This window comes from Mycobacterium sp., assembly GCF_035570115.1.
Lineage (GTDB): Bacteria > Actinomycetota > Actinomycetes > Mycobacteriales > Mycobacteriaceae > Mycobacterium.
Genome location: NZ_DATMLH010000247.1, coordinates 1 through 25135 on the forward strand (window position 1 = coordinate 1; position 25135 = coordinate 25135).

The window sequence follows — 25135 nt, forward strand, 5'->3', positions numbered from 1 at the left end:
ACTCGCCGGCCCGCTACGGTGCACGCCACCCAACGCGCGAGCTATGGCGTAGATCACTGACTGTAAGGCAGCGCAACAGAATCTGTCAACAGCAATGTTGACAGATTCTGTTGCTCCCCCCGCTCCCCCCAACCACTACGCCACCCAGCATCTGCAACACAGCTGCACTCCTCCACAGCACGCCGACGTCGTCCCCGTTGGGACGAAGACCTACGACGCGCTCTCACCCAAGACAAACGACGACCCGACCGGCTCGGACTCGTCTAATCGCCGGTAGGGCTTGACAACTGGTCCTGACGCGATGCCGTGGGCGACCGTCCGACGCTCATTTGCGGCCCGCACGAGCTAGCCCCAATGGTTTCCGGTTGATGGTCAGGCGATGTCTTTTCGGGTCAGCGACCGGTCGAGCACAGTGATGAGGAGAAATCCGGCGCTGACAATGACGAGGAACAGCGCGAGGTGGTGCATGCTGCTGGTGTTGGCCCTGTGGCTGTAGAAGCAGCCCTGCGCGGCGGCGGAGGTGATTGCGCCGAGGTAGCTGAAGGTGCGCAGCAGGCCCGCGCAGGCACCCAGGTTTTCGGGGTTGGCCTGTCGATACACCGCATTCTGCAGGGCAATGCCGTTCAGTCCCAGCGGGATGCCGACGATCAATACGACCACGGTGAGCATCCATACAGGGCTGGCGGGATGCAATGTGAGGAGAATCAGGGAAGCTCCGATCTGCCCAAGTGCTCCGGCAATCAATTTGCCGCGCAGTGCTTCCCGTCGCCCGGTGGCTGCCGATACGGCGATGGCAGTGGCGAACATCGGCAGCGTAACCAAGCCCGCATCCCTGGCGGTTAGACCGCGTGCGTCCTCGAGCCATTGCGGGAAGCCGTACACGAAGCTGTAGGTCACGGCAAAGGCCAGCAGTGCCCGGCAGTAGGTAACCAGCAGCGGGATGTTGCCACCCAACACCCGCAGGTCGATGAACGGGTCGTCGTGGTGCAGTTCACGGGCCGCGAAACCCGCGGCAGCGACACCGGTTATCGCAAGCAGATACCACGAGCCGCGGTGCGGGTTCATCAAGAACAGCAGCAGTGCGACGAGCGCGCCTGCGAAGAAAACCACGCCTATGATGTCCAGATCGAGCTTGCGGGCACCCGTGTCGCGGGCACCTTGACTGGGTTCGTCTTTGGGGAAGCGTCGCCAACCGAGCACGCATGCCACTGCCGACAAGGGGATGTTGATCGCCAGCGTGGTGCGCCATCCACCGAGACCGATCAACAGCCCTCCAAGAAGCGGTCCGACCACTGCGATGGTCTGCGTGGAAATCGCCAGGATGGTGAGCACGCTGGTCGGGCTGTCCTTGCCGGTGCGTTCGGCCTCGGCACGAATCAACCGCATCGCCGCGGGATAGCCCGCGCAGGTGCCGAAGCCAAGTACCACGCGGGCCACGATCAGCACCGCCAAATTCGGAGCCGCGGCACCGATCACTCCCGCAACCCCCACTAGCGCCGTGGCCGGAAGAAACAATCGCCGCGGCCCGTACTCATCGATGAGCCGGCCGACAAGGGGCTGACCGACCGCGGTCGCCAGATACAGCGCCGAGACCAGCCACGCCGTCGCCGAGGGTGGTTCGCCGAACGCAACCCCGATCGGAACCAGCGCAACCGCCACGACCGTGGAATTGATCGGGTTCAATACCGCTCCAGCGACCAGTGGTGCGATCAGCTTGCGGTTGAACCCATCGTCAGAGTCCAGTCGCCCACGCAAGCGCTCGATCCCCCGTTTTACGGCGGACGCCGGCCTGGTCCGTTGCGTGTTCACCGGGCCACCGCAGCGTATGGCATCACTTCGGGTTCGCCCCCCTTGCGTTCGCTGTCCCAGGCGCCACGACAGGAGCCGCGGTGATTACTGCTGGGGGCCGCCCGCCTAGTTCAACTGATAGTTTGAAAACAGATGCTATCTCGGGTACTGGCGGATCGCCGCCCCGGCAGTCCCAGCGGTAGCCGTGCGTGATCTCAACTCGCTTATTGGGAAGAAGGTTAGAAGAAACCGCTACGCCTTGGGATTTCGACGTAGCGTCTCTGCCAGTGCTACGCCCGCCAGCCGTGCGAACCGCGGCAGCCTTTCGCTTTGCTATCTTCTTAACGTCTGTGTTGACGACATCGAGCCCTCCGGAACGTCGACATGGATCCCTGCCCCTCATGACCGGTCGACCCGGTCCACGACCTTGGAGTGACCATGGCAGCCCCCAAGTACGGACCCGAAACCACAGCGGCCGAGATCGTCGCGCAGGTAGATCTACACGGGCGGCACGCGGTCGTTACCGGCGCCAGTTCAGGTATCGGTACCGAGACCGCTCGCGCGCTGGCGTCGACTGGCGCCCACGTGACCTTGGCGGTGCGCAATATCGAAGCCGGCAACAAAATAGCCGACCAGATCGCCGGAGCCCTGCCTGAGGACGGTGGAACGGTGAACGTGGCGGCGCTCGACTTGGCCGACCCTGTCTCGGTGGCAGCCTTCGTGCGCGCCTGGACGGGTCCGTTGCACATCCTGGTCAACAATGCTGGCGTGATGGCCCTACCCCAGTTGACGCGGACCACATCGGGGTACGAAATGCAGTTTGCCACTAACCATCTCGGCCACTTCGCCCTTGCCATGGGCCTGCACGGGTCGCTGGCCGCAGCCGGGAACGCCCGGGTGGTGTCGGTGGCCTCGATCGGGCACCTGTTCTCGCCGGTGGTTTTTGACGATCTGCACTATCGGTTCCGCCCATACGACCAGTGGACGTCCTATGGCCAGTCGAAGTGCGCCAACATCCTGTTCGCGGTCGGCGCCGCGCATCGCTGGGCCGGCGATGGGATTGCGGTCAACTCGCTGATGCCAGGCAACGTGGCGGCGACGGCGCTCGCCCGGCACATGCGCCCCGAGGACTTGGCCGCCTTCGGTGAGACGACCGACCTTGCACTGCCGCCGGTAAAGACGGTCCAGCAAGGCGCGGCAACTTCGGTGCTGTTAGCGGCCAGTCCCGACGTCGAGGGTGTCACCGGCCGCTACTACGAAGACTGCGCCGAGGCTGTGACAGTCAGCGAGCGCGCCAACCATACCGGCGGTGTCGCACCGTATGCCCTCGATCAAGACAACGCCGAACGGCTCTGGCAGATCTCCAGCCAGCTCACCCAATAGCGTCGAACTCCGCTGAGCTGGAATCAATCTCGGTTCCGAACGAACGAATAGCGCGGCGCAAATGCGGGTTGAACACAACAGCCGCCGGGCTGGGCAAGCGCAGGCGGTGGCTCGACTCCATTGGTTTACCTCGTGGGTGTCTGAATCAACAGATGGGTAGTCATCCGCTGCGGTCGCTCGACACGCGTCACACCATGTGACTCATCAAACGCCGAGGTCACACCCGGCTGCCAGCGGGCCGGTACGACTCAGGCGCGCGGACACACGCGAACTTTATCAACATTACTGTTGACGATATTGGAGGCAGCTGACATGATCGTCTGGACCGATCGATAGCTACTGGCAGTTCGATCGCATGGCCGGATTGAGGGCCGAGAAACCAGGACGCATGTGCTTAGCCCGATTCGGGACAACACGCTGAATTGGAACGGAGCATTCACCACATGGACCTACAGCTGACGGACCGAACCTGCCTTGTAACGGGCGGCACCAAGGGAATCGGAAAAGCCACCGCGATGATGCTGGCCGGCGAAGGTTGTCGGGTCGCAGTCGTGGCACGATCGAAGTCCGACCTGGAATCGGTTGCCGAAGACTTCGAGAAGGCGGGGCACGACCGTCCAGCACTCATCGCAGAGGACCTGACGTCAGCCGGCGCCGCAGAGCGAGTCCGTGAACAAGTTGAGCAGTCGATCGGCGTCCTGGACATCCTGATCAATAACGCTGGAGGCGCAAGATACCTCGCCTTAAATGCGTCGGATGAAGAGTGGTCCGAGGCGGCAGCGATCAATCTTGATGCACCACGACGATTGGCCGTCGAGTTCCTCGATGGGATGAAGCGGCGAGGATTCGGGCGCGTGGTGAACATCACCGGAAGTAGCGAGCCGTACGTGGGAAAGAGTGAGCCGTACACGATCAACGCCGCCAGCGCGGCAAAGGCCTCTTTGCACGTATGGTCAAAGTCGATGTCCACGGCCGTCGCCAAATACGGCGTCACCGTCAACTCCGTGGGGCCGGGCTTCACCGAGTCAGAGCAAACGGACCTGTCGTTTCCGCCAGGCGACGCTCGTGATGCCCTCATCGCCGACCTGATCCCCTTAGGACGAGCCGGCCGACCGGAAGAGCTCGCGGCGGTCATCACGTTCCTGGCTTCACCGCTTGCCTCATTTGTCACGGGGGCCGTCATCCAGGTCGACGGAGGCACTCGCGAATACGCGTTCTGACTGCGGTCCGCATCGGGCGCGCCGCTCAAACAGGCGGCTCTTGTCCATAACCCGATTTCCTGCATCCCCGCGCCTTCGTCGGTGTCAGGCGCCGGGGTGCCCCTGACGATGCAGCTCACAAACCCGGTAGTGAGGCCACGGTAGACGCGGGCCGACTGGCTCTGCGAGACAGTTCTGGCCGGTCAGCATCCAGTGCTGGCCGACTGTGTCGGGGGTGGTGGCGTGCGGCTCTACGCCGCGTTTACCTTCGGGCGACCAGCACGTTCTGCGGAGATCGATGATGGACCATCAACCAAGGCAAGCACCGTCGCATGCCAACGAGGTTTCGCCCAGTACCTGTTGCAGCACAACGCGATTGAATGACGCCGGGATTGGGCTTTCGATCGTTCAGTCAGATGTCACCTACACCGAAAGGATCATCGATGTTCGTCGCAACAGTTGTCCTGACCATCGTTCTGGCCGCGGTATTCCTCGGCGCGGGAATCCCGAAAATCCTTGGTACCAAGACGTCGTTGCGGATGCGCGACCAGCTGCAGATCAACCCTCAGCTGTATCGCCTCGTAGGTTTCTTGGAGATCGCGGCGGTGGCCGGGCTGTTGATCGGTCTGGTCGTGCCTGTGCTCGGTGCGGCGGCTGCCGGGGGACTCGCACTGTTGATGATCGGTGCGATCGTCAGTCACATCTCGGCCGGCGACGCCAAGGGTTCGCTGCCGGCGGTGGTCATCTTCGCGGCGACCGTGGCCGCGGCCGTGGTGCGAATCTTGTCGATCTAGGCCGATGACGTGCTCGTCGCGGCGGCCCCACGACGCCTCTCCTACTGCGGCCATTTGTGGATCACCGTCAGCCTCAGGCGGCTCGTCTGGACGCACCCGGCCGCATTAACGTCGGTCGCGGCGCGGTTGGCGCAGTCATCGCCTGGATGACAGGAGCCAGCCGCGCCGTCACCAACGCCGGTCAACCAACCAACCTCGGATACGCAGCCCAGCCTTATCTGGCAGATGATCCTGACGCGCGGCGCAGAAAGACACTGAACACCATGATCTTGACGACACAGGTGCCATGGAACTGAATCTTCCCGACTGGGCCACCGACTGGAAAACAGCGTTCTTCACGGCCGAACGGCGGTTGTCTCCCCGCCTAGAGCAGGCCGTACGCAGCGACGCAGTTCTTGATGCCATGACGGTCGCCAATTCCCTTGGCCGACTTGCACACCGGTCAGTTGACGCCGCACGCTATGCAATCGCAGACGCCCTGGGCCTTCCCACCTCTCGCCAGATTGCCCAGCTGCAGTACAGCATCGACCGGCTCGTTGACGCCCAGCAGTCGAAATGGGCAGCCCGCCCCGAGCGCACACGGCGCTCATGATCGGGACGGCATCACTCACTGGATTGGCGGATGCCCTCGCGGTAGCTGCCGACCGGCAGATCAGACGGATCGTCAACGGACTGCGGTTGGCTGCCGGACTGGACCGACCTGGTGTCGGCTGCACACCACGCACCGTGATCTGGTCACGAGGGCGGGCCAGCCTGATGCATTACACCGCCGGGGCGGACACAGGCCGCCCCGCGATCTTATTGGTCCCCAGCCTGATTAACCGCAGCCATATCTGGGATCTGCGCCATGGCGACAGCTTCGTCGAACATCTCCTCGATGCGGGGTATGACGTGTTGTGCCTGGACTGGGGCGTACCCGACGCGCGCGATGCACATAACACCATGTCGACTTACGTCGATGAGTACATGATGGCCGCCGTCGGCGTTGCGACGCGACGCTGCGCAACAGTGCCGATCGTCATCGGACACTGCTTCGGTGGTCTGATCGCCGTGCTGTGGGCCGCGTCCGCCGAGCAGCAGCCGCCGGCATTGATAACCCTGGCGGCCCCCACCAACTGGGACGAGGTGGGACCGTTGTCCTGGTTGACACGGCAGGGCCGGATCGAACCCGAAGACGTTCTCGATGAAACCGGTAACGTGCCTCCGGCGGCGATGCTTGCAGCGTTCCAGATGATCCGCCCGTTGGGAGATCTCGTCACCTACGTGACCCTGTTGGATCGCTTACATGATCGCGAGGCAACACAGGCGATTTGGGCGCTGATGGCATGGGCCCGCGGGCACATTCCGTTCCCGGGCACCACCTTCGTCGAAATGATCCGCAAGCTCAGTCGCGAGAACAGCCTGACCACCGGCAAGGTGGCATTCGGCGGGCGCATCCGCGAATTGTCCAGCATCACTGCACCGTTCCTGAACATCTACGGCAGCAAAGATCACGTCGCGCCGCCGGATTCGGTCAAGCCGCTGACCGGGCTGGTCGGGTCAAACAACGCCGCGGAGCGCGAACTCAACGCAGGCCATATCGGCTTGCTCGTCGGAAGCGCGATGCGGCGTAAGACCATGCCTACGATCCTCGACTGGCTCGATGCAGTTCTGACCCAAGACCAGATCGGTGGACCGTCTGTCCCCCAGTCGAATAGCCCCGAGTCCACGCGGCCTCGCGTCGGGGCGAACGGTGTTCGCCCAAAGGGGTAAACGGTGATTCCATCGCACGCTGAAGTAATCGCAACTCACCTGGCGAGGGCGCTAGGACCATGCACTGCCAGCGAGTCCGTCGCCGTGGCAATGAAAGTCGGGATCCGCAACGAGGCTGCGGTGCGGCGCGCGTTGGCGACCGCCGGCGAGATCGGCTCGGCGGTAATCAGTCACGCGGCGACCGTCACGACGCCGGGCCGGCGCAGGGTGAACGCGCGATTTTTCGAGAGTGAAAAGGCCACCAAGGCACGACCGGTGGTCCACTGGCGCAAAAGCGGCAACGGTCCCCCACTGCTACTACTCAACGGGTGGACGGCCAGCGGCCTGGCGTGGCCGAGCCAATGGTTGAGTCGCCTGGAGGAAAGCTACGACGTCATCCGGATCGACAACCGCGGGACGGGATGGTCACGTTCAGCGCCTTGGCCCTTCACGATCGAAGACTTGGCCGACGATGCCCGCGATGTGCTCGACGACAGCGCTATCGGGCCGGCCGCGGTGCTTGGCATTTCGATGGGCGGGATGATCGCGCAGGAACTCGCAATTCGCCACAGCGACATTGTGGAAAAGCTCGTCCTCGTCGCAACACGGCCACCCACCCCGGCGCACACCCCGATGAGCAGTGATGCGTTGCGCCTGGCATGGGGCCGACCACCCCGGGGTCACTCGCTGCGGGAATACTTCGTCACGACCTGGGCTCAGACGGCCGGCGATGGTTTCGCTGCCGCGCACCCGCAGGTTCTCGAAGAACTCGGTGACCAGATCATGCGGCGAATCACACCGCGAGGCGGCCTTGTCAACCAGGTGAGGGCGATCATGTCCTGGCATGGGCCGCAGCGGCTGCGCCGCATCAGCGCACCGACGACGATCATCCACGGCGCCCAGGATCCTTTGATCACCGTGGACAACGGCCGACGACTCGCCGAACTGATCCCGACCGCCAGATATGTCGAACTCAGCGGCGTGGGCCACCTCGTTGCCCATGAGGCCGGTGACTCCCTCATCGACGCGCTCACTCAATGAGGCGGTAGGGTCGCAAACTTCGTGTCCTGTTTGGTAGTGAGCGCGCCCGTGGTTCAACCAGCGGTATAGAAGAGGTAGAACGCCGAATACGGGATACTCACCCGAGTTCCGTATGCACATGGTCCCTTCGGCGCCAGCCCGCCCTTGGTAGCGAGGCGCTGAATGTAGGTGACCGAGCCGAACTGCCCGGCACCGTGATTCTCGGTGGCCTTCAACAGCAGCTCTGCTATCGCGTCGTCGTGGTTCACGATGGCGTTGGGTACCGGTGTCGCGCTGACTTCACTACCGTCGACCGTCGAAATCCACACTGGGCCCTTGGAATGCAGGGCAACGGGGTTGCCCTTGTCGCTGATGATCGCCGCGGGCTGTAACAACGCCCACAAGTTGTTGGTGCACTGGTAGATCTGCTCCCCCTGGCCCTCGAACGAACTGGCAAGTTTGTTGCCGGAGGGCACCTTGACCGCGTCGGGGATGTGAACCTGCTGTGGCGCTGCGGTTTTGCCGGAGGTCGGCACACCCTGGTGGGGGGACGAGCACGCCGCCAGACCCGCCCCGATCGCGATCGCACCGAATGCCACCGACCGCGCGATACGTTTCATAAATCGGTTCTTCCTCTGCATCGCGTGACGCCCGCTTGAATCCTTCGTCAAGAATACGTACTTCGACAAACTGCAGGTCACTGGTGTGACCCAATCAGTACGCGGACGGGGTGGTCCCGCACCGAGATGGTCGGCACCAGTGGACCAGCTCAGTACTGCATATTCGGTCACCGCCGAGGGCGATGCACTGTTATTTGGTAGATGACTATCAAATAGTTAACATGTGACCGTGCCCACAGGTCAGCGCCCGTTGCCCGCGGATCCGCCAGCTGCTGGAGGACCGCCCGCACCGACCGGGGAACCCTGGCCCGCGTCGACCGCGCGGCCACCTCAGCCAAGCTGGCCTACGGTTCAGCGATTGTCGGCCGGCGATGTCGACGCCGCCACCGACGCGCTGAGCCAGGCTTACAGCACGGTCACCATCCGGCCTGATCCCCGGGTCAAGAACCTGCGCATGGAAGTAGCCACCTGCAAGCTGCCCAACCTCAGCCTCGGTAGCTTGGAGATTTCGACGTCGACGGTGCGCTCGTCCTGCTATCCGCTCATTGCGGTGTGCCTCCCGGTCGGGGGACAGATTTTGATTACGAGCGCCTGCGGCAGTGCGCGTGTCGCCGACGGATCGGCGGTCGTGGTTTCACCGGGCAACCCGGTGATGGTGGAATATCTCACCGACGAATGCCGCATGGAGACACTGCTTTTCGAGCAGTCCGCGGTTGAATCCGAACTTGCCGGGATGTTGGGGGCGCCTGTCACCAAGCCGTTGCGCTTCGACCTGCAATTCAGCGCGTCCCGCTCATCGCCGTTCTCGCGAGCGCTGACGCTGCTGCACAGCGAGCTGAAAGATCCCACCGGGCTGACTACGGTGCCCGCGATGTCCAGACAGCTGGGTCGCTTGATCATGACGGGTCTTCTGGTCAGCCAGACACATAACTACACCGAGGCACTCACCCGCCCCCGGGCCGTGCCGGGCTCCAAACCGATCCGCAACGCGCTGGAGCTGATCGAGAGTCAGCCCACCGAGATCGAGACGGTCACCGACATCGCGGCTTCGGTGGGTTTGAGTGTCCGCGCACTCGACAAGGGGTTTCACCGCTACGTGGGCACACCTCCGATGGCCTACCTGCGTCAGGTGCGCATGGCGCGGGCCCACGACGAACTCCTGGGCGCAGACCCCGAGCGGACCACCGCAAGCACCGTCGCACGCAAATGGGGCTTCGGCCACTACGGTCGGTTCGCCGCTGACTACGCCCGCCGGTTCGGCCGCAAACCCTCCGAAACGCTACGCACCCAGCGCTGACATCCTCAACTCGGATCCAGGACTAATCACGCTGCAGGACAGCGATTTAACGATGCGTCAACACAGCTATACAAGCCTCGCCCAAAACGCCTATGCCGGATCGAGGTTGGCTACCGCCTCAAACGCGTCAAGAGCGGTCGATGTCTGGACTTCGATGTCCAGCACCGTGCAGAACCGGCCGAAGCCCCAGTAGAAGCCGATTAGCTGAAGGATCTCCACGATCTGGCGTGGTGGGTAGAAGCGCTGTACGGCGGCAAGACGCCGCGCGCTTACCCGGGGTCGGTTCAACACATCGGTCACAAACTCGATCAATACCCGTTCGGCCTCAGCCAATCCGGCCGTATCGAGCGTGCCATCCCAGATGGCGCGTCGCAAAGCGGGCTCAACGCCGGCGGCCACTGAGATCGGGATGTGCTGCTGGTATTCGAAATCGCATCTACCCTTGGCGGCCACGCTGAGGATGAGCAATTCTCGGGCACGCTCGGGCAGTTCCAAAGCGGTGAACTGGGCCTGGGCGAGCCGCAGAAAGTGCTCGGTGAGCACCGGTGAGTGGGCCAGCATATCGATGGCGGCAACACTGGGCATCGCGGCGAGTATGCCCGCCAGCGGCTCGGGAATCTCGGCTGGATCGGGATAGCTAATCTTGGCCATCGTTGTTTCGATTCAGTGCAGTCCGGCCATCAGCTCAGCCAGGTCATCTGGCTTGATCATTGACGGCGGCATCGGCGGACCCCAATGGTTGGGTGATTTGTCCAACCCCCAGACACCTGGTTCCCAGATCTGATCGTCGATGATTTCGTCCATGTCGGAGTAGTACTCGGTCATGTTGCCCGCTGGATCACGGAAGTACCAGAAGAAGTTAGACCCGATCCAGTGGCGCCCGATCCCCCAGACGTGCCGCTCGGGATGCTCAGCGAGCAGGTCTTGTGCGCCACGACCGATCTCGTCGATGTCGTCGACTTCCCAGGATGTGTGGTGCAGATGTGGTACGGGCGCGGCCTGCACCAAAACGTTGTGGTGATCAGGCGAGCATCGCATGAACGCGCCGATGTCTTGGACTTCGTCGCTGATCCGAAACCCTAAGCCTTCCATGAAGAATCGTTTGGACGTCTGGTAGTCGGTGGACCCGAACACCACGTGCCCCAGCTTGCGAGGGCGCACTTTTGCCTCGCGGTACAGCGCCGGTGCCCGCACGTCGGGGCGGCGGATGTCTGCGGGGTAGTTCTGTTCGGCGATCTGACACTTCTGCTGCAGCGGCTCGGCCACCGCAATCTTGATCCCGATGCCGGTCGCGGGCTCAACGGTGGCCAGTTCCGAGCCGTCCACGCGCGCATCAACTTCCAGGCCGGCCAGTCGCGACTGGATGCTGTGCAGATCGTCGTGGTCCTGGGCGGCCACCCCGATTTCGACGAGCCGGCGAATCGGTGAGTGCACGAGGGTCAGCTGTTCCCCGCCGTCCACAGTGCTGAACCGCCGTTCGTGGGCCGTGTCGGCACCTTGTACCGCGGTCAACCCGAAGTCGGTGTAAAACGTCGCGGCGTCGTCGAGGTTCGGCACGCCGATCTTGAGGTGGGTGAGCCGGTGTAGTGACACGTCACGCGTCCTTTCGTGATGAGGGGGTCGGTAGGTTGGCGGCCACGAACGTGTGGCGCATCTCCCCCACGCCCTCCAGCCGGCTGACCAGCACGTCGCCGGGCTGTATGTAGCGTGGGGGTTTGCGGGTGGTGCCCACACCCTCGGGCGTTCCGGTGAAGATGACGTCGCCGGGGCTCAACGGAAGCACCGAGGACAACTCGCAGATCAGCTTGGGAACCGAATGGACCAAGTCGGCGGTGGACGCCTTCTGCATGACGTCGTCGTTGAGAAGGCAGCTGATCTGCAGGTCACCGGGGTCGTCGAATTCGTCCGGGGTGACCAGGTAGGGGCCGGTGGGGCTGAATCCGGGGAACGACTTGCCCATACTCATCTGCGGCAACTGTCCCAGCAGTTGGGTCGTGCGTTCGGAGAGGTCTTGGCCCAGCGTCAGCCCCGCGACATAGTCCCAGCCCCGTTCGGGGCGGACGTGAAACGCAGTGCGGGCCACCACGACTACCAGCTCGACCTCCCAATCCACGGTGTCAGTGGGAAGTTCGACCACGCCGGCGGGTGCGGCGAACGACGAGACATACTTGGTGAACACCATGGGCCATTCCGGCACCTCCAGACCGCCCTCGGCGGCGTGGCCGCGGTAGTTCGCCCCGATGCCGAAGACTTGTTCAGGCCGCGGCGCCGGCGGCCCCAGCTTGTCGGCTGAGTATGGCTGCGGTACGCCCGGCTGCTGGGCCGCCCACTGGCTGAATTCGTCCCAGCGCCGGTACACCGCTTGCGGGTCGTGGGAAAACACTCCGCCGCTGGCCTGCTCGACGTCGACGGCGCCGCCATCGCGGAATAGGGTCAATCGGCCGTCGAGATTTCCAATGCGCATATTTCACTTCACCTTTCGTTCGTGGCAAGAATCTGATCGAACACGGCGTTGAGGGCCGCCGCGGGATCGCTGACCGCCTCTGGGGAGCGAAACGCGATGAACCTGTCGGGGCGGACCAGCACCACGCCGGCCGAGCTCACCCCGCGATGTTTGAGCCACGCGCAACGAACGTCAACATGGTCCACATCGACGAACCCCACTCGCGTGGTCCGCAGCGGAATATTGCGCTCAGCGGCGATCTTCGATGCGGCTTCCACCCAATCCAGACCGTCTTCACCTGTGATCAGCACGAAATGGCCGCCATGCACCAGCGATCCCAGGGCCAGGCGCCGGCCTTCGCGTTCAACCCAAGCGTGCGGCAGCGAACTTCCCGGTCGAGTGCTTGGTTGGTAGATCCGAACCGGGTCAATTCGGGCCGGCTCGGGGGACGAGTCGTCAACGATGGCCGCCGAACGGTACGTATATCCGAAATCGACGCCGTGCTGACGGAATTCGTAACTATGGGATGCCACGGCCTGGCTGAGCTTATGTCGGCGGCGCGGGGCATCGGGCAGGTCGTCCCACAACGGACGCAGCGCTTCCCAGTTCTCCTCGACAGATTTGGCCGGCGACAATCCCAGCGCGTTGACCACCGTGTCGTGGTTCATCGCTGCGGAGACCGCCGTCAGGATGTTGACGAAATCAACGGGCCGGCGTTCGGCCTCGTAGGTATCCAGCAGCGCGGCGCCCGCGCGTCCCTGCAACACGGCGGCCAGCTTCCAGCACAGGTTGTACGCGTCGTGGAAGGCGCTGTTGAGGCCCAGTCCTCCGGTGGGCGGGTGGCGGTGCGCGGCGTCGCCGAGCAGAAACACTCGTCCCGCTGAGAAGCGTTCCGCTAGCACACCTTCCATTACCCATTTGTTGACGTTGTGCACGGTCGGGGCGAAATCGGGTATTCCCAGCGACTCGCCGACGCGTTTGATCACCTTGGCCGGGTCAGAGGCGTCGGGATGTTCATAGGGGTAGGGCAGCACGGTCAGCCACTCTTCGGACCGCGATCCCCAATGGTCGGGACCCACGCCGATGAGCACACAGCCGTAATCGAGGTGTTCGGGTACATCGGGGTTGTAAACCCAGCGGATCATCGCGTCGTCGTCGCTGAAGTAACCCGACAGGTCGGCCGAAATGTGGGCGTTCACGACGTGGCGCAGGTTGGTGATTCCCTCCATCGGGATCCCGACGAGGTCCCCGATGGTGCGCCCGCCGTCGGCGCCGAGCAGATAAGAACACCGCACCCGGTACTGCTCGTTGGTGGAGCGGTCCAGGATCGTGGCGGTGACACCATCACTGTCCTGCTCGAGGTCGATCAGCTCATGAAAGAACCGAACGATTCCCTCGGGGCGGGATTCGGCGAATTCCTTGAGGATGGGTTCTAGCCGTATCAAGGGCAGGTTCGCCGACGGACACGGGCTCGCGGCGATGTAGTCGGGGTCGGTATAGCCGCCGCCCCATCCTTCGGCAGAGGCCAACCGGCGTCCGTGGCGCTCGGGCGGGCCGTCACCGGCCAGACCCGAGTACCAGGCGACCGTGCGGATGTTCTCCACGGGCGAGCTGCGGGCCAGGATGTTGGGCGCCACTCCGATGTCGGTGAAAATCTCCATGCTGCGTTGGTTGAGCACGTGAGCCTTGGGCAGCCGCGACGTCTCGGCGTAGCGCGACACCAGCAGTGTTTCAACGCCTAGCTGCGACAACAGCATTGACGCCGCGAGTCCCGCTCCGCCACCTCCGACGATGAGCACCGGGACGGTGATGTCGTTGGTCACCATGTTCTCCTTAAAGCGGTCGTGCAGCGGACCGCCCGCTGCAGTAGTTAGAGCTGACCGGCGAACCCGCGGACGTCGCGGATCGTGGCGGCGTACACATCGGGCATGGCAGCAGCAAAGAACACGTCACCGGCGTGCACGGTGCCGGCCACCACGCGCCCGACAGCGCTGACACCATTGCGCAGTAGGCGGCGCTGGTAGCTCAGCCCCTCATCGCGCAGTGGATCTAGTTCGTTGACCGAGATCACGTGTGCAGGCAGCCCGGCAAGGTCGGCGTCGCCGGCGCGCTGAGGCCAGCACAGCGCCTCGTCGCCGTGGGCCGCCAGTGGGTCGTAGAGTGCGCCCATCACCGACAACAGCCCGCAGGAGATCAGATAGCCGTCGTTTTCGGTTTGCGACGGCAGGTCGGCGGGTTTGGCCCAGGGGCTGGCGATCATCGGGGCGATCGCGTACACGCCGGCGGGTCGGCGGCTCCATTGATGGCGGTTGGCCGTCAAAGCCACCGCCAGCGCCAGGTTCCCACCGCCGGACTCCCCTGACACCACGACGGCGTCAACGCTCAGGTCGGCGCGGTGCTCCAGCGCCCACCTGGTGGCCGCTGCGCAGTCATTGAGGCCGGCCGGGTAAGGGTGATTGCCGAGTTTGCCTGCGGCGTTGCGAAACTCCACCCCGATAACCACGGCCCCCTGGGCGGCCAGTTCGTCGCGCCAGCGTTCATAACACGGGTCCGTGGCGCTGAGGATGACCCCACCACCGCCGTGAAAATGCAGCACACACGGCAGCGTTCGGTTGCCGGGCTGGACGGTGGGTCGATGGATGCGCAACGCAATGTCGTTGCCGTCGGGGCCGGCGATGATGGCGGTCTCCTGCGAGACCCCTGCAACGGGGGCCAGGCCCGCCAGCAGCGCGTCGAACAGTGCGCCGAAGCCCGCCTCGGTTTGGGCCGCGTAATCCAATAGCGCCTCGCGTGGCGAATCCGCCGCGACGGGTAGTGGTGGTGATTGGCGGTCGAGACCGAATGCGGCCAACGCGGCAACCATGCGTGGATCAGCCCGTGGATCGTCGCGCAGATCGCCCGGCGCCAGCTGTCGCGTCGCCGCAGCATCGTCGCTGGCGTGCGCGGCCATCGTGTCGGTCGGTGATTCAGACATCGCGGCCGCGGCTGGGGTCGGTGGGGGCGGCGAATCCGAATTCCAGGTCGCGTGTCATCCCGTCGGACCGCCAGGCCTCCAGCACGCCTCCGTACTCGATGGGGCCGCCACCATAGGCAGTCGCGAACACGCTGGGTTGTTGGTTGGTATCGGCGTTTTCATTGTTGTACGCCCCGGGGGTGCAGTTGCGGCTGGCTTCGGGATTGAACGTGGACATCTCGGTGATCACGTCACCCCAACGCTTTTGCGCCTCAGGTCGCACTTCCACGGTGGTCGCGCCGCGGCGCAGCGCGTGGTCGATCACGTGCGCGACATGTGCGGCCTGGTCGCCGAAGACCAGCGGCTGGTTGATCGAAACAGCCGCCTGGTGCAGCCCGCCGATGATGAACAGGTTCGGAAACCCGTTGGCGTAGATTCCGTGCAGCGAACGCACAGCCTCGGCGCGATGCTCCGACAGCGTCTGGCCGGTGGGCGAGTGGACTTCGAATCCGCCCGATCGGGTTGCGGCCACGGCGAATTCGAAGCCGGTGGCGTAGATGATGCAATCGACGTCGTATTCGCATCCGTCGAACACAATTGCGCTCTCGGTGATCCGGTCAAGACCCCTGCCTTCGGTGTTGATAAGGGTGACGTTGGGGCGGTTGAACGTCGGCAGGTAATCGTCGTTAAATCCGGGTCGTTTGCAAAACCGGCCGTAGTAGGGCTTGAGCGCCGCCGCGGTCGCGGGGTCCTCGACCACTTCATCCACGCGTGCTCGGATGCGCTCCATCTGAGCGAAATCCATCGTTTCCAACAGCGCCGCGGCGGCTTCGGGCGAACCGGCGGTACGGGCCTGGGCGCCCCCGCCCCAGATCGTGGTCCATTGGTCGCCGATCAGATCGACGTCCTGGGGCATGCCGGCGAGGATGGCGTCGAAGTTCTCCATCCGTTGGCGCTGCCACCCCGGGTCCTGGCGCGCCGCCCAGCCCGGTTCGATGGGGCCGTTGTCGCGGCTGTCGATGATTGACGGGGTGCGCTGAACGACGTAGAGGTGAGCGGCGTCTCGGGCCACCACCGGCACGATCTGAATCCCGCTGGAGCCGGTTCCGACCACGGCGACGCGTTTGCCGCGCAGCCGGTCAAGCCCACCGCTGGGGCCGCCGCCGGTGTAGTCGTAGTCCCATCTGCTGCTGTGGAACTGTTTGCCCTTGAAATCGCGAATCCCCGGGATCCCAGGCAGCTTGGGCCGGTGCAGCGGTCCACTGCCCAGCACCACGAACTTCGCCCGGATCTGGTCACCGCGGTCAGTGGACACCACCCATCGCGAGTCGTGATCCGACCAGCGGACATCGCTGACCTGCGTTTGCAGGTAGGCGTTTTCGTACAGGCGGTACTTCTCGGCGATGCGCCGCAGGTGCTCGGCGATCTCGGCGCCCGGCGCGTACTTGACCGACGGCGTGTAGTCGAACTCCTCCAACAGCGGCAGGTAGATCAAGGATTCGCAATCGCACGCGATTCCCGGATAGCGGTTCCAGTACCAGGTGCCACCGAAATCTGCGCCTTTTTCGATGAGCCGGAAACTGCCGATCCCGGCACGTCGCAGTTGCACCGATGTCAGGAGTCCCGCAATGCCGCCGCCGACGATGAGCACGTCGACCAACTCGACCGATGCGCTGCGGGTGATGGTGTCGGTGGCGTTGGGGTCGCGGGCGAAATCTTCAAACTGGCCTTCGATAGCGATGTATTGGGCGTTGCCTTGGGCATTGAGCCTTTTGCTCCGCTCCAGTTCGTACCGCGCGGCGAGCTGACGATTGCGGTCGTCCTCGACCGCGCTTGCTGAGCTATCGACAATGCTGGACAAGTGTCATCCTGACTGAGTGGAACGTGGCTCACCCCGTGGGTGAATGTTCGATAGAACTCAACATAAGGGGCTAAAGGTCAGGCGGGACAGCCAGTTCGCGCAACGAGTAGTCCACCGCTGGCCGGACTTGACGTCGCAGTGCGCTGTCATAGGTCGGCGGTCAGCTTCTGTGCGCGGCGGCGGGCGCCAGATATACCGTCTTGGGCTCCAGGTAGGCATGCAGTCCTTCGGGACCTAGCTCACGGCCAATGCCGCTGGCTTTGATTCCGCCGAATGGTGCAGCTACGTCGAGCTCATAGCAGTTAACACCGACCGTGCCGCTCTCGAGCCGCTGGGCCAAAGTGATACCCGCGGCCTCATCGGCTGTCCACACGGTGGCTGCTAACCCGTAGTCGGAGTCATTGGCCAGCGCCAGCGCGTCATCGATGTGGTCATAGGCCGTGATGCACAGAACGGGCCCAAAGATCTCCTGGCGCGCAATCACCGAAGAATTGTCCACGTCGGCGAATACTGTTGGCGCCACGTAGAAACCGCGGTCCTGATTGGCCGGTACCGATCCGCCGGTGGTGATCCGCGCCGCGGTTCGTCGGCCAGCTTCGATGAAGCCCAGGACGCGGTCGCGGTGGGCGGCACTGACCAACGGACCGATCTGGGTGTCCTCCTGTAGGGGGTCGCCGACCCGTAAGGCCCGCACGGTGTCGGTGATCGCGTCGACGATCTGGCGATAGCGGACCCGGGGTGCCAGGATGCGGGTGCTGGCGTGGCAGGTCTGCCCGTTGTTGGGCAGGCACACCGCCGGCAGTTGCTGCAGGAAATCCCCCAGATCTGCGCTGTCGGTCAAGATCGCCGCCGACTTCCCGCCGAGCTCGAGGGTGACCGGCCGTAACAGCCCGCCGCACGCCGCCCCGATTTCGCGACCTGCATTCGTCGAGCCGGTGAACGCGACCTTGTCCACGCCGTGGTGCGCTACCAAGTCCGCGCCGGTCTGGCGCCCGCCGGGCACGATATTCAGCACCCCCGCGGGCAGTTCTGCCTCTATCGCAGCTTCTGCGAAAGCGTAAGCATCCAAGGCGGTTTCGGGTGCCGGCTTGAGGACAACGGTGCAACCGGCGGCCAACGCCGGGGCCAACTTCATCGCGGCGAGCCCCTGCGGATAGTTCCACGGGGTGATCGCCGCGACCACGCCCACCGGGTCGCGCAGCACCAGCGTGCGGCGACCGGTTTTGCCGATCCGGACGTCGCGTGCCGGCTGTGTCTGCGCCAGGCGTGCGTAGTAGCGGAAGATCGCAGCCGGACTGAGCCCGTTGGCAACCCGTGACAACGCGATCGGCATGCCGTTCTCACGGCTGACCAATTCGGCGGTCTGCTGTGCGCGCGACCTGAGAGCGTCGGCGAATCGGTCCAGCAGCGCGCAGCGTTCCTGCACGTCGATTGAGCCCCACGGGCCTCGCAGCGCCCTGCGGGCGGCGCCTACCGCAGCATCCACGTCGTGGGCCTCAGCAAGCGTCGCGGAGCCCAAAAGTTCTTCGGAGGCCGCCTCGAGTACCGGACTCGACGGTCCGGTCGTGTCATGCCAGCGGCCGTCGATGAACAACCGCGGCCGCTCCAGCAGCCCGGAGGTCGTCATGCGCTGCGCCCGTGTGTGGGGCCTCCGTAGAGGTCGTCGAGCAGCCGACGGTGGCGGGTCACGATCACCTCGCGCCGAAGCTTGAGGGTTGGCGTGAGCTGCCCGCCCTGCGGTGTCCACTGCTCGGGCAACAGTGCGAACTTCTTCACCTGCTCGGGGCGTGACACGCGGGCGTTGGCGCTATCGACGGCCTGCTGGATGAGAGTCCAAACCCGAGTGCTGGCGATCAGATCGTCAATGTCGGGGGCCGCAGACCCTCCAACCGTGGCGGCATGCACCACCGTGGCGTCGATGGTGATCAGCGCGACCAGAAAGGGTCGTTGGTCGCCGTAGACTATTACGTTGCTGATGAATTCGGATTCCAGCAAGAGCTGTTCCAGCGCGGCGGGCGCGATGTTCTTGCCCGACGATGTGATGATCATTTCCTTCTTGCGACCCACGATGTAGAGGAACCCGTCGGCGTCGCGGCGCCCCAGATCGCCAGTGGGCAGCCACCGCTCGCCCGTGCACCGGTCAACACCGGCCTCGATCTGCCCGTAATACCCCGGCGACACCGTCGGCCCTTGGAGCAAGATCTCGCCGTCGTCGGCGAGATCGACGCGAACTCCGGGCAGCGGTAGCCCGACGCTGCCCAGGCGGTATGCGTCCTCGGTGTTCGTCGTGGCCGTCCCGGAGGTCTCGGTCATTCCGTACGCGTCGTAGATGCGGATTCCCAACCCGGCGAAGAACTTCAACGTCTGTTCCGGCATGGGCGCGGCAGCGGTGGTGGCCCACACCAATCGGTCCAGACCCGCGTGCGACCGTAAGCCCGACAAGACCTGTGCATCTGCGCGTGCGAACTCCTCGAGCAGCCCGCCAGGTGTGACCGAACCACTTTCCCGCGAGGTGACGTAACGACGGCCGGTGTCCAGTGCCGCTTGCACTTCGGCGGTGTTGAATTCGTCAGCTGCGCCAAGGCCCGCAGTAACCCAGGTTTGAATTTTCTCCCAGATCCGGGGCACGCCGAAGAACCGGGTGGGACGCAGTTCGGGCAATGTCTCGGCAAGTTCGGATGCGTCGGCAAGCAGCCGTACGTGGCCGCCAGCCACGTACGGCAGATACATGCTCAACATCCGCTCGGCGATATGAGCAAACGGTAGGTAGGACACCGAGGTGCCCGCGTCGGTCAGGTTGTTGACGGCCCGCAGGGCGTTGGCCTCATAGACCACGTTGCGGTGGGTGAGCACCACGCCTTTGGGGGCCCCGGTGGTTCCGGATGTGAACACCACCGTGGCTGCCTGGTCAGGAGACAGTGCACGCCAGCGTGATTCGCACTGATCCGGCCGATCGCCGAGGTAGTCGGCGCCCCCATCAACCAACGTCTGCCAACTTTGGCTGCCTGCCTCCTCGGAGGCATCCAAACCGAAGATCAGCCCGGGCCGATCCACATGTCTCAGAGCCTGCTCCCACCGGGCGAGCTGATCAGCGGTTTCGGCGACCAACACCGTGGGGGTGCATTGCGCGGCGATCGCAGCGATCTGCTCAGCTGCGGCGGTCAGGTAGATCGGAACCGGTATCGCCCCGGCGTGCAGGGCCGCGGCGTCGGCGACGATATGTTCGATGCGGTTGGACGCCATAATGGCAACGCGATCGCCCTCGGAGACGCCGCGAGCGATCAACCCGGCGGCGGCCCTGCGCGTGGTCTCGCGAAATTGTCGCCAGGTCAGGGTCCGTAGCCGCCCTCCCGGACCCAGCCGATCGGAGTAGGCGAGGTGGTCACCGTACAACTCCGCTGTGTTGGCGAGCGCACTGCATAAGGTGCCGTGGCCGATGTCGACCCCGCCGGGCCCCGTCCCTAGCTGTATCACATTGCTGCTCAGCATGTTCCACGTTCGCGACCAAGGCCGGTGAAACTCGTCCGTGCTCGCGGTGAGGCGCCGCAGACGTGAAGGCCTGGCGCGTCGGGCACCGACAGCGAATGTCGACCGCCATCAGGGCATCCGCCCGGCCGGGGTTGCGGCCGCTCAACACGTCGGTTCACGCCTCGAGGTTAAGGGCCGGTGCAGTCGTTCAACACGGTGCGCCGGGAACGCAGCCAGATGTGGACGTCAATCGGCGCGAAGCGGATGGCACGGCCTGCAGGGGCTTTCTACAGTCGGACGAGCCGGGGCCAACGGGCGACGCCCGGCACGATCAGGCGGTGCCGCCGGGTCGTCCGTCACCATCGGTGGAGGCACCATGAATGACCCTGTTGCAGCGACGTCCGACGCCCGTGGCCTGGCCACCGCGTTGGGGCCCATCCCTGCGATGCGGCAGGCAGTGATCATGGACGTCTTCGCGACCATGGACGCCGGCGACGTCGACGCGATGGTCGCGCACATGACCGATGACGTAAGCACCCAATTCGGTAACCTGCCCGAGGTCTGCGGGAAGCCTGCGTTCCGCGCGCTGTTCCAGCAGGTCGGCCAGGCTATAAAGGGGCTGCGTCACGAGGTGCTCGACCTTTGGCATGCCGTCGAGGATTTCGACATATGGGTTGTGCGGCTCAATGTCGCCTACCAGCTACTGGACGGCAACACAGTAACCTTGCCGTGTTGCAATGTCTTTCGGATGCGCGGTGACCTTATCTGTGACTACCGGGTGTACATGGACATCGGTCCGGTCCTGAACGGAGCCGCGGCCCAAGGTGTCTGACCCGATCTCCCGACGCGCCGCCGGCCCGGGTGTCGCCGGATTCGTGTGACCAACATGCAGATTACCGCCGCTGTGCTACGCGATCGCACCGGACGCTACGAGCTAGAAGAGGTGAGTCTGGCTGAGCCTGGTCCGGGGCAGATCCTGGTGCGCATTGTCGGTGTGGGCCACTGTCACACCGACCTGCTGGCCCGCGCCGCGCACCCCCCCAGCGCACTGCCTGTGGTGGTCGGGCACGAGGGATCCGGGATTGTTGAGACCGTCGGCGCCAATACCGACGGAATAGCGGTAGGCGATCATGTTGTGCTGTCCTACGACTCGTGCCGTCGATGCATCAACTGCCAGTCCGGTCACCCTGCCTACTGTGAGAGTTTCGTGCGCCGCAACTTTGGTGATGCCCGCGCCCAGGCGCCCGCCGTGATGCACGACAAGCACGGGGAACCGGTATCAGCGCGCTGGTTCGGGCAGTCCTCATTTGCCACGCATGCACTGGTCGCGGCCCGCAACGTCACCACGGTCGACGCGGACCTGCCGCTGGAACTGCTCGGCCCGCTGGGATGCGGAATCCAGACCGGTGCCGGCGCAGTGATTCAGTCGCTGGGAGTCGAGGCCGGCGCAAGCATCGTGATCGTGGGTGTGGGGGCGGTGGGCCTGAGCGCAGTGATGGCCGCGCGGCTATCCGGCGCGGATCCGATCATCGCCGTCGATCTGAGCGAGGGGCGTCTGCATTTGGCGCGGGAACTCGGTGCGACGCATACGATTATCGGTACAGGCGGTGACGCGCCGGCCCAGGTACGCGCGCTTACCGACGGCGGCGCCCAGTACACCCTGGACACCACCGGGGCCTCCGCGGCGATCACAGCTGCGATCGGGTTCCTCAGGCCGACCGGCGTGTGTGGGCTGGTCGGCCTTTCGACCGACGCGTTGGTGCTGCCGCCAGGAGCGCTGGCAGTAGGCCGCACCGTGACGGGCATCGTTGAGGGAGACGCTGTACCTCAGACGTTCATCCCCAAGCTGCTGCGGCTATGGCGGCAAGGCAGATTCCCGTTTGACAGGCTGATCACCACCTTTGGCTTCGATCAGATCAACGAGGCCGAAAAGGCCGCGATCAGCGGTGACGTCATCAAACCCGTATTGCTTCCCGGCTTTTAGGTGCCATAGCCCGTAAACCCTTGGGCTGTCGCCGTCTTCGGCTACATACCGGCCCCAACCGCCACGCGGCAGCGTTGCCGTCTTGTCTTGCAGCGCAACGAACCGATCGGCAGCCGATGGGATCTGACCGTGAGCGCCGGCGGGACAGAATTAGCCGGGCGCTTCGGGCACCTCCAAGACTTCGGCGTCGATCAACGCATCGATTGCCGCGTCGCTCATCGCGAAGATCTCGCGGCAGATATCGCGCGTGTCAGCGCCCAACAGCGGGGCGGGCCGCAGCAGCGGCTCGGGGATCGTGTCGAACAGCGCTGGGCCCCTGGTGACAGTTAGGGGCTTGTCGTGGCCGGGCTGGCCAAGGGTGGCGAGCTGGTGTCGGGCTGCCAGGTGCGGGTCGGTCAGGAGGTCGTTCACATGAGTGGCGGCACCAGCGGCCACACCCAGACCTTGCAGTGCGTCCTGGACTTGGGCCGGTGTGCGCTCGATGAGCCATCGCTGCAGCGCCGCGTCGAGCTCGTGACGGCCGGCAACGCGCCCTGCCGCGTTGTCGTAGTCAGGATTGCCGGCCAGGTCAGGGCGCTCGATGGCCGCGGCCAACAAAGCCCAGTCGCGGTCGCCGTCGATGCTCACCGCGCAGTAGCCGTCCTCACCAGCGCACCGGTAGACCCCCGAGGGCGCATCGAATTCGTCAGAATTACCTGCAGCGAGCAGGCTTTCGGGCACCAGTGATTCGCGCAAGTACTCCGTGGCCATCTGCATGAACACGGTGTCCATCTGGGACAGTTCGATACGACAACCCGTGCCAGTGCGCTCACGCTGGATCAGCGCGGCCAACACGGCTGCTGCGCCCGCCCGGGCGGCAGCGTGATCGGGGTAGACGGTGCTGTCGTCCCCGAAGCCGTCCGGCGCGTCGGGGTGGCGCCACAGTGAGGTCAGTCCGACCGCTGCACGCACCAGCGGTCCGTAGCCCATCCGGGTGGCCCATGGGCCGGTGGCGCCGAAAGCGCTGCTTTCCACCACGATGATCCGTGGGTTAATGGCGCGTAGCCGCTCATAACCTACACCGAGGGATTCCATGGTGCCGGGCCGGAAATTCGTCAGTACCACATCCGATTTGGCGACAAGCTCGCCGAACAGATTCTTGCCTGCCTCAGTGCGCAAGTTCAGGCCCAGACTGCGTTTGCCTCGATTGCCGACGGCGAAGTTGTATCCACAACGACCAGGTCGATCGCCCTGACGCATGCCATCGAGAAATGCCCGGTTTTCGACCTTGATGACGTCGGCGCCCTGATCGGCTAATTCCCGTCCGCTTTCGCCGCCGACGACGATGACCCCCAGGTCCAACACGCGTATGCCCTCCAGCGGGCGGCGAGCAGACCCGACCGGGCCGCGGGAGGCTCGGCGAGGTGTGTGGGTCCCGACCTGGGCACTGTGCTCGCCCAGGCGCGGGGCGCGATGCCGAAATCCCATCCGCGCGCCGTCGAATACAACGCAGCCGTTAGCCACTGCGCCATGCAGGTTGGGCGCCACCTCCACGTGGGTAAATGACCCTCGTTGACGGACATGATCATTGTCAAGCATCTCGGCAGCGGTATGCAGCGCAGCGACAGCGATGCCTAGTTCTGCACTGCGGGAAGCGATCTCGTCTCGTGTCTTGTCCGCGAACAGTTTCTCAATGCTGCTGCGGATCGCGGCCCAGTCGCGAAACCGCGTCGCCATCTGGTCGTAGGATGCGTCGGTGAACTCCCCAGGGCTGCCCATCCAGCCGACCAGGGCCCGCCACTGCTTGGCCGAGCCGATGAACATACGTACGTAGCCGTCAGCGCAGGCAATGATCGGATACAGGAACCGTAGGTCGGGCCGTCCCGGCGGTTGCTCGGAAAGCCGCCGACCCCCGCTGGCCGACCCACCCATCCCGAAGCCGGGGTCAAGATCTTGCACCACCAGGTCCAGCAGGGAGCAGTCGACATACTGACCGTGCCCGGTTCGGCGCGCGTGGTAATAAGCCAGCAACGCCGCGAAGGCGCAGTGGATGGCCGCAGTTTGCCCGCCCAACTCGCCCGGGGGGACCAGCGGCTCGCGGTGGGCCGCTCCCGAGCGACTCAACGCGGAGGACATCGCCACCAGCACCGACTCGCTGGCGCGCCATCGGTGGTAGGGGCCGGTCTGCCCGAAACCGGTGACGGACACCACAACGAGTGCGGAGTTGCGTTGGCGCATGACATTTGGCCCCACACCCAGCGCGTCTAACTCACCGACGGGTCGGGATTCCAGCACCACATCGGCAGCATCGGTCAGACGCAGCAGCGCGCTGCGCTGCTCAGCGCTACTGAGGTCCAGCACGATGCCGCGCTTGTTGAAGTGCCCGGTCGCAAAACGCAGGCCGTGCCCGTCGTGCCGGGGATGAGCACGCCGTGAGGCCAACCCCTCGGGCGGTTCGACGAGCACCACATCCGCACCCAGGTCGGCCAGAAATCTCCCGGCCACCGCGGCGACGCCGTCGGTGAGGTCGACCACCCGCACGCCGTCGAGCGGAAGGCTCCCGTCTGACATCGGCTCTGTCACCCCCAAGCTAGCGACACGCCTGTTGCGTCCAT

At 64.6% G+C, this 25135-nt stretch carries 20 protein-coding genes; 9 read left to right on the forward strand and 11 right to left on the reverse strand.

The features are described 5' to 3' along the window. Window positions 1–372: 372 nt before the first annotated feature. Window positions 373–1755 carry an MFS transporter gene (locus VNW74_RS22875; RefSeq protein ID WP_325681043.1) on the reverse strand — a complete coding sequence of 461 codons (1383 nt, stop codon included), beginning with the start codon at window positions 1753–1755 and terminating at the stop codon, window positions 373–375. Window positions 1756–2226: 471 nt separating this feature from the next. On the opposite strand from VNW74_RS22875, the gene VNW74_RS22880 reads away from it, so the two are divergent. The 6 genes from VNW74_RS22880 to VNW74_RS22905 all read left to right on the forward strand — a co-directional run bounded on the left by VNW74_RS22880 (window position 2227) and on the right by VNW74_RS22905 (window position 7936). Further along, window positions 2227–3171, forward strand: coding sequence for an SDR family NAD(P)-dependent oxidoreductase (locus VNW74_RS22880; protein WP_325681045.1), 945 nt, complete (start codon window positions 2227–2229; stop codon window positions 3169–3171). Window positions 3172–3614: 443 nt separating this feature from the next. Continuing rightward, entirely contained in the window at window positions 3615–4391 is a 777-nt protein-coding gene (locus VNW74_RS22885) for an SDR family NAD(P)-dependent oxidoreductase (RefSeq protein ID WP_325681047.1), read from the forward strand. Between the two features lie 422 nt (window positions 4392–4813). Then, on the forward strand, window positions 4814–5164 hold the full coding sequence (locus VNW74_RS22890; RefSeq protein WP_325681049.1) for a DoxX family protein: 351 nt from the start codon (window positions 4814–4816) through the stop codon (window positions 5162–5164). Window positions 5165–5450: 286 nt separating this feature from the next. Beyond that, window positions 5451–5756: a hypothetical protein gene (locus VNW74_RS22895; RefSeq protein ID WP_325681051.1), complete on the forward strand. Its 306-nt coding sequence runs from the start codon at window positions 5451–5453 to the stop codon at window positions 5754–5756. Next, a complete protein-coding gene (locus VNW74_RS22900) occupies window positions 5753–6916 on the forward strand; it encodes an alpha/beta fold hydrolase (RefSeq protein ID WP_325681053.1) in 1164 nt (387 codons plus the stop codon). Before VNW74_RS22895 ends, VNW74_RS22900 begins: the two co-directional genes overlap by 4 nt. 90 nt (window positions 6917–7006) lie before the next feature. Continuing rightward, window positions 7007–7936 carry an alpha/beta hydrolase gene (locus VNW74_RS22905; protein ID WP_325681140.1) on the forward strand — a complete coding sequence of 310 codons (930 nt, stop codon included), beginning with the start codon at window positions 7007–7009 and terminating at the stop codon, window positions 7934–7936. Between the two features lie 53 nt (window positions 7937–7989). On the opposite strand, the gene VNW74_RS22910 is transcribed toward VNW74_RS22905, so the two are convergent. Beyond that, window positions 7990–8535 carry a DUF3455 domain-containing protein gene (locus tag VNW74_RS22910; protein WP_325681055.1) on the reverse strand — a complete coding sequence of 182 codons (546 nt, stop codon included), beginning with the start codon at window positions 8533–8535 and terminating at the stop codon, window positions 7990–7992. A 358-nt stretch (window positions 8536–8893) separates the two neighbouring features. On the opposite strand from VNW74_RS22910, the gene VNW74_RS22915 reads away from it, so the two are divergent. Next, window positions 8894–9832, forward strand: a complete 939-nt coding sequence (locus tag VNW74_RS22915; RefSeq protein WP_325681057.1) for a helix-turn-helix transcriptional regulator — start codon at window positions 8894–8896, stop codon at window positions 9830–9832. A 90-nt stretch (window positions 9833–9922) separates the two neighbouring features. Here the strand turns inward: VNW74_RS22915 and VNW74_RS22920 are convergent, their stop codons facing one another. The 8 genes from VNW74_RS22920 to VNW74_RS22955 all read right to left on the reverse strand — a co-directional run bounded on the left by VNW74_RS22920 (window position 9923) and on the right by VNW74_RS22955 (window position 20578). Then, window positions 9923–10483 carry a hypothetical protein gene (locus VNW74_RS22920; protein WP_325681059.1) on the reverse strand — a complete coding sequence of 187 codons (561 nt, stop codon included), beginning with the start codon at window positions 10481–10483 and terminating at the stop codon, window positions 9923–9925. A gap of 12 nt (window positions 10484–10495) precedes the next feature. Continuing rightward, window positions 10496–11425, reverse strand: coding sequence for a VOC family protein (locus VNW74_RS22925; RefSeq protein ID WP_325681061.1), 930 nt, complete (start codon window positions 11423–11425; stop codon window positions 10496–10498). A 1-nt stretch (window position 11426) separates the two neighbouring features. Next, the gene (locus tag VNW74_RS22930; protein WP_325681063.1) at window positions 11427–12296 is read right to left on the reverse strand and encodes a fumarylacetoacetate hydrolase family protein; all 870 of its coding nucleotides are present in this window, start codon (window positions 12294–12296) and stop codon (window positions 11427–11429) included. Window positions 12297–12304: 8 nt separating this feature from the next. Next, a complete protein-coding gene (locus VNW74_RS22935) occupies window positions 12305–14098 on the reverse strand; it encodes an FAD-dependent monooxygenase (protein ID WP_325681065.1) in 1794 nt (597 codons plus the stop codon). 47 nt (window positions 14099–14145) lie between these two features. Beyond that, a complete protein-coding gene (locus VNW74_RS22940) occupies window positions 14146–15249 on the reverse strand; it encodes an alpha/beta hydrolase fold domain-containing protein (protein ID WP_325681066.1) in 1104 nt (367 codons plus the stop codon). Next, on the reverse strand, window positions 15242–17089 hold the full coding sequence (locus VNW74_RS22945) for an NAD(P)/FAD-dependent oxidoreductase (protein WP_325681067.1): 1848 nt from the start codon (window positions 17087–17089) through the stop codon (window positions 15242–15244). The genes VNW74_RS22940 and VNW74_RS22945 overlap by 8 nt, the downstream gene beginning before the upstream one ends. 160 nt (window positions 17090–17249) lie before the next feature. Next, window positions 17250–18716, reverse strand: coding sequence for an aldehyde dehydrogenase (locus VNW74_RS22950; protein ID WP_325681069.1), 1467 nt, complete (start codon window positions 18714–18716; stop codon window positions 17250–17252). Next, a complete protein-coding gene (locus VNW74_RS22955; protein ID WP_325681070.1) occupies window positions 18713–20578 on the reverse strand; it encodes an AMP-dependent synthetase/ligase in 1866 nt (621 codons plus the stop codon). The genes VNW74_RS22950 and VNW74_RS22955 overlap by 4 nt, the downstream gene beginning before the upstream one ends. Window positions 20579–20933: 355 nt before the next feature. Here VNW74_RS22955 and VNW74_RS22960 point away from each other — a divergent pair, with 355 nt between their 5' ends. Both VNW74_RS22960 and VNW74_RS22965 read left to right on the forward strand, forming a co-directional pair. Then, window positions 20934–21389 (forward strand): nuclear transport factor 2 family protein, encoded by a 456-nt coding sequence (locus VNW74_RS22960; RefSeq protein WP_325681072.1) that lies wholly within the window; start codon window positions 20934–20936, stop codon window positions 21387–21389. A gap of 54 nt (window positions 21390–21443) precedes the next feature. Then, window positions 21444–22541, forward strand: coding sequence for an NAD(P)-dependent alcohol dehydrogenase (locus VNW74_RS22965; RefSeq protein WP_325681074.1), 1098 nt, complete (start codon window positions 21444–21446; stop codon window positions 22539–22541). A 150-nt stretch (window positions 22542–22691) separates the two neighbouring features. Here the strand turns inward: VNW74_RS22965 and VNW74_RS22970 are convergent, their stop codons facing one another. Continuing rightward, the gene (locus tag VNW74_RS22970; RefSeq protein ID WP_325681076.1) at window positions 22692–25091 is read right to left on the reverse strand and encodes a CoA transferase; all 2400 of its coding nucleotides are present in this window, start codon (window positions 25089–25091) and stop codon (window positions 22692–22694) included. Window positions 25092–25135 lie beyond the last annotated feature (44 nt).

Coding starts and splice junctions, on each gene's coding strand:
- VNW74_RS22880 (WP_325681045.1), top strand. CDS start 2,227: ATGGCAGCCCCCAAGTACGGACCCGAAACCACAGCGGCCGAGATCGTC.
- VNW74_RS22885 (WP_325681047.1), top strand. CDS start 3,615: ATGGACCTACAGCTGACGGACCGAACCTGCCTTGTAACGGGCGGCACC.
- VNW74_RS22890 (WP_325681049.1), top strand. CDS start 4,814: ATGTTCGTCGCAACAGTTGTCCTGACCATCGTTCTGGCCGCGGTATTC.
- VNW74_RS22895 (WP_325681051.1), top strand. CDS start 5,451: ATGGAACTGAATCTTCCCGACTGGGCCACCGACTGGAAAACAGCGTTC.
- VNW74_RS22900 (WP_325681053.1), top strand. CDS start 5,753: ATGATCGGGACGGCATCACTCACTGGATTGGCGGATGCCCTCGCGGTA.
- VNW74_RS22905 (WP_325681140.1), top strand. CDS start 7,007: ATGAAAGTCGGGATCCGCAACGAGGCTGCGGTGCGGCGCGCGTTGGCG.
- VNW74_RS22910 (WP_325681055.1), bottom strand. CDS start 8,535: ATGAAACGTATCGCGCGGTCGGTGGCATTCGGTGCGATCGCGATCGGG.
- VNW74_RS22920 (WP_325681059.1), bottom strand. CDS start 10,483: ATGGCCAAGATTAGCTATCCCGATCCAGCCGAGATTCCCGAGCCGCTG.
- VNW74_RS22930 (WP_325681063.1), bottom strand. CDS start 12,296: ATGCGCATTGGAAATCTCGACGGCCGATTGACCCTATTCCGCGATGGC.
- VNW74_RS22940 (WP_325681066.1), bottom strand. CDS start 15,249: ATGTCTGAATCACCGACCGACACGATGGCCGCGCACGCCAGCGACGAT.
- VNW74_RS22950 (WP_325681069.1), bottom strand. CDS start 18,716: ATGACGACCTCCGGGCTGCTGGAGCGGCCGCGGTTGTTCATCGACGGC.
- VNW74_RS22955 (WP_325681070.1), bottom strand. CDS start 20,578: ATGCTGAGCAGCAATGTGATACAGCTAGGGACGGGGCCCGGCGGGGTC.
- VNW74_RS22960 (WP_325681072.1), top strand. CDS start 20,934: ATGAATGACCCTGTTGCAGCGACGTCCGACGCCCGTGGCCTGGCCACC.
- VNW74_RS22965 (WP_325681074.1), top strand. CDS start 21,444: ATGCAGATTACCGCCGCTGTGCTACGCGATCGCACCGGACGCTACGAG.
- VNW74_RS22970 (WP_325681076.1), bottom strand. CDS start 25,091: ATGTCAGACGGGAGCCTTCCGCTCGACGGCGTGCGGGTGGTCGACCTC.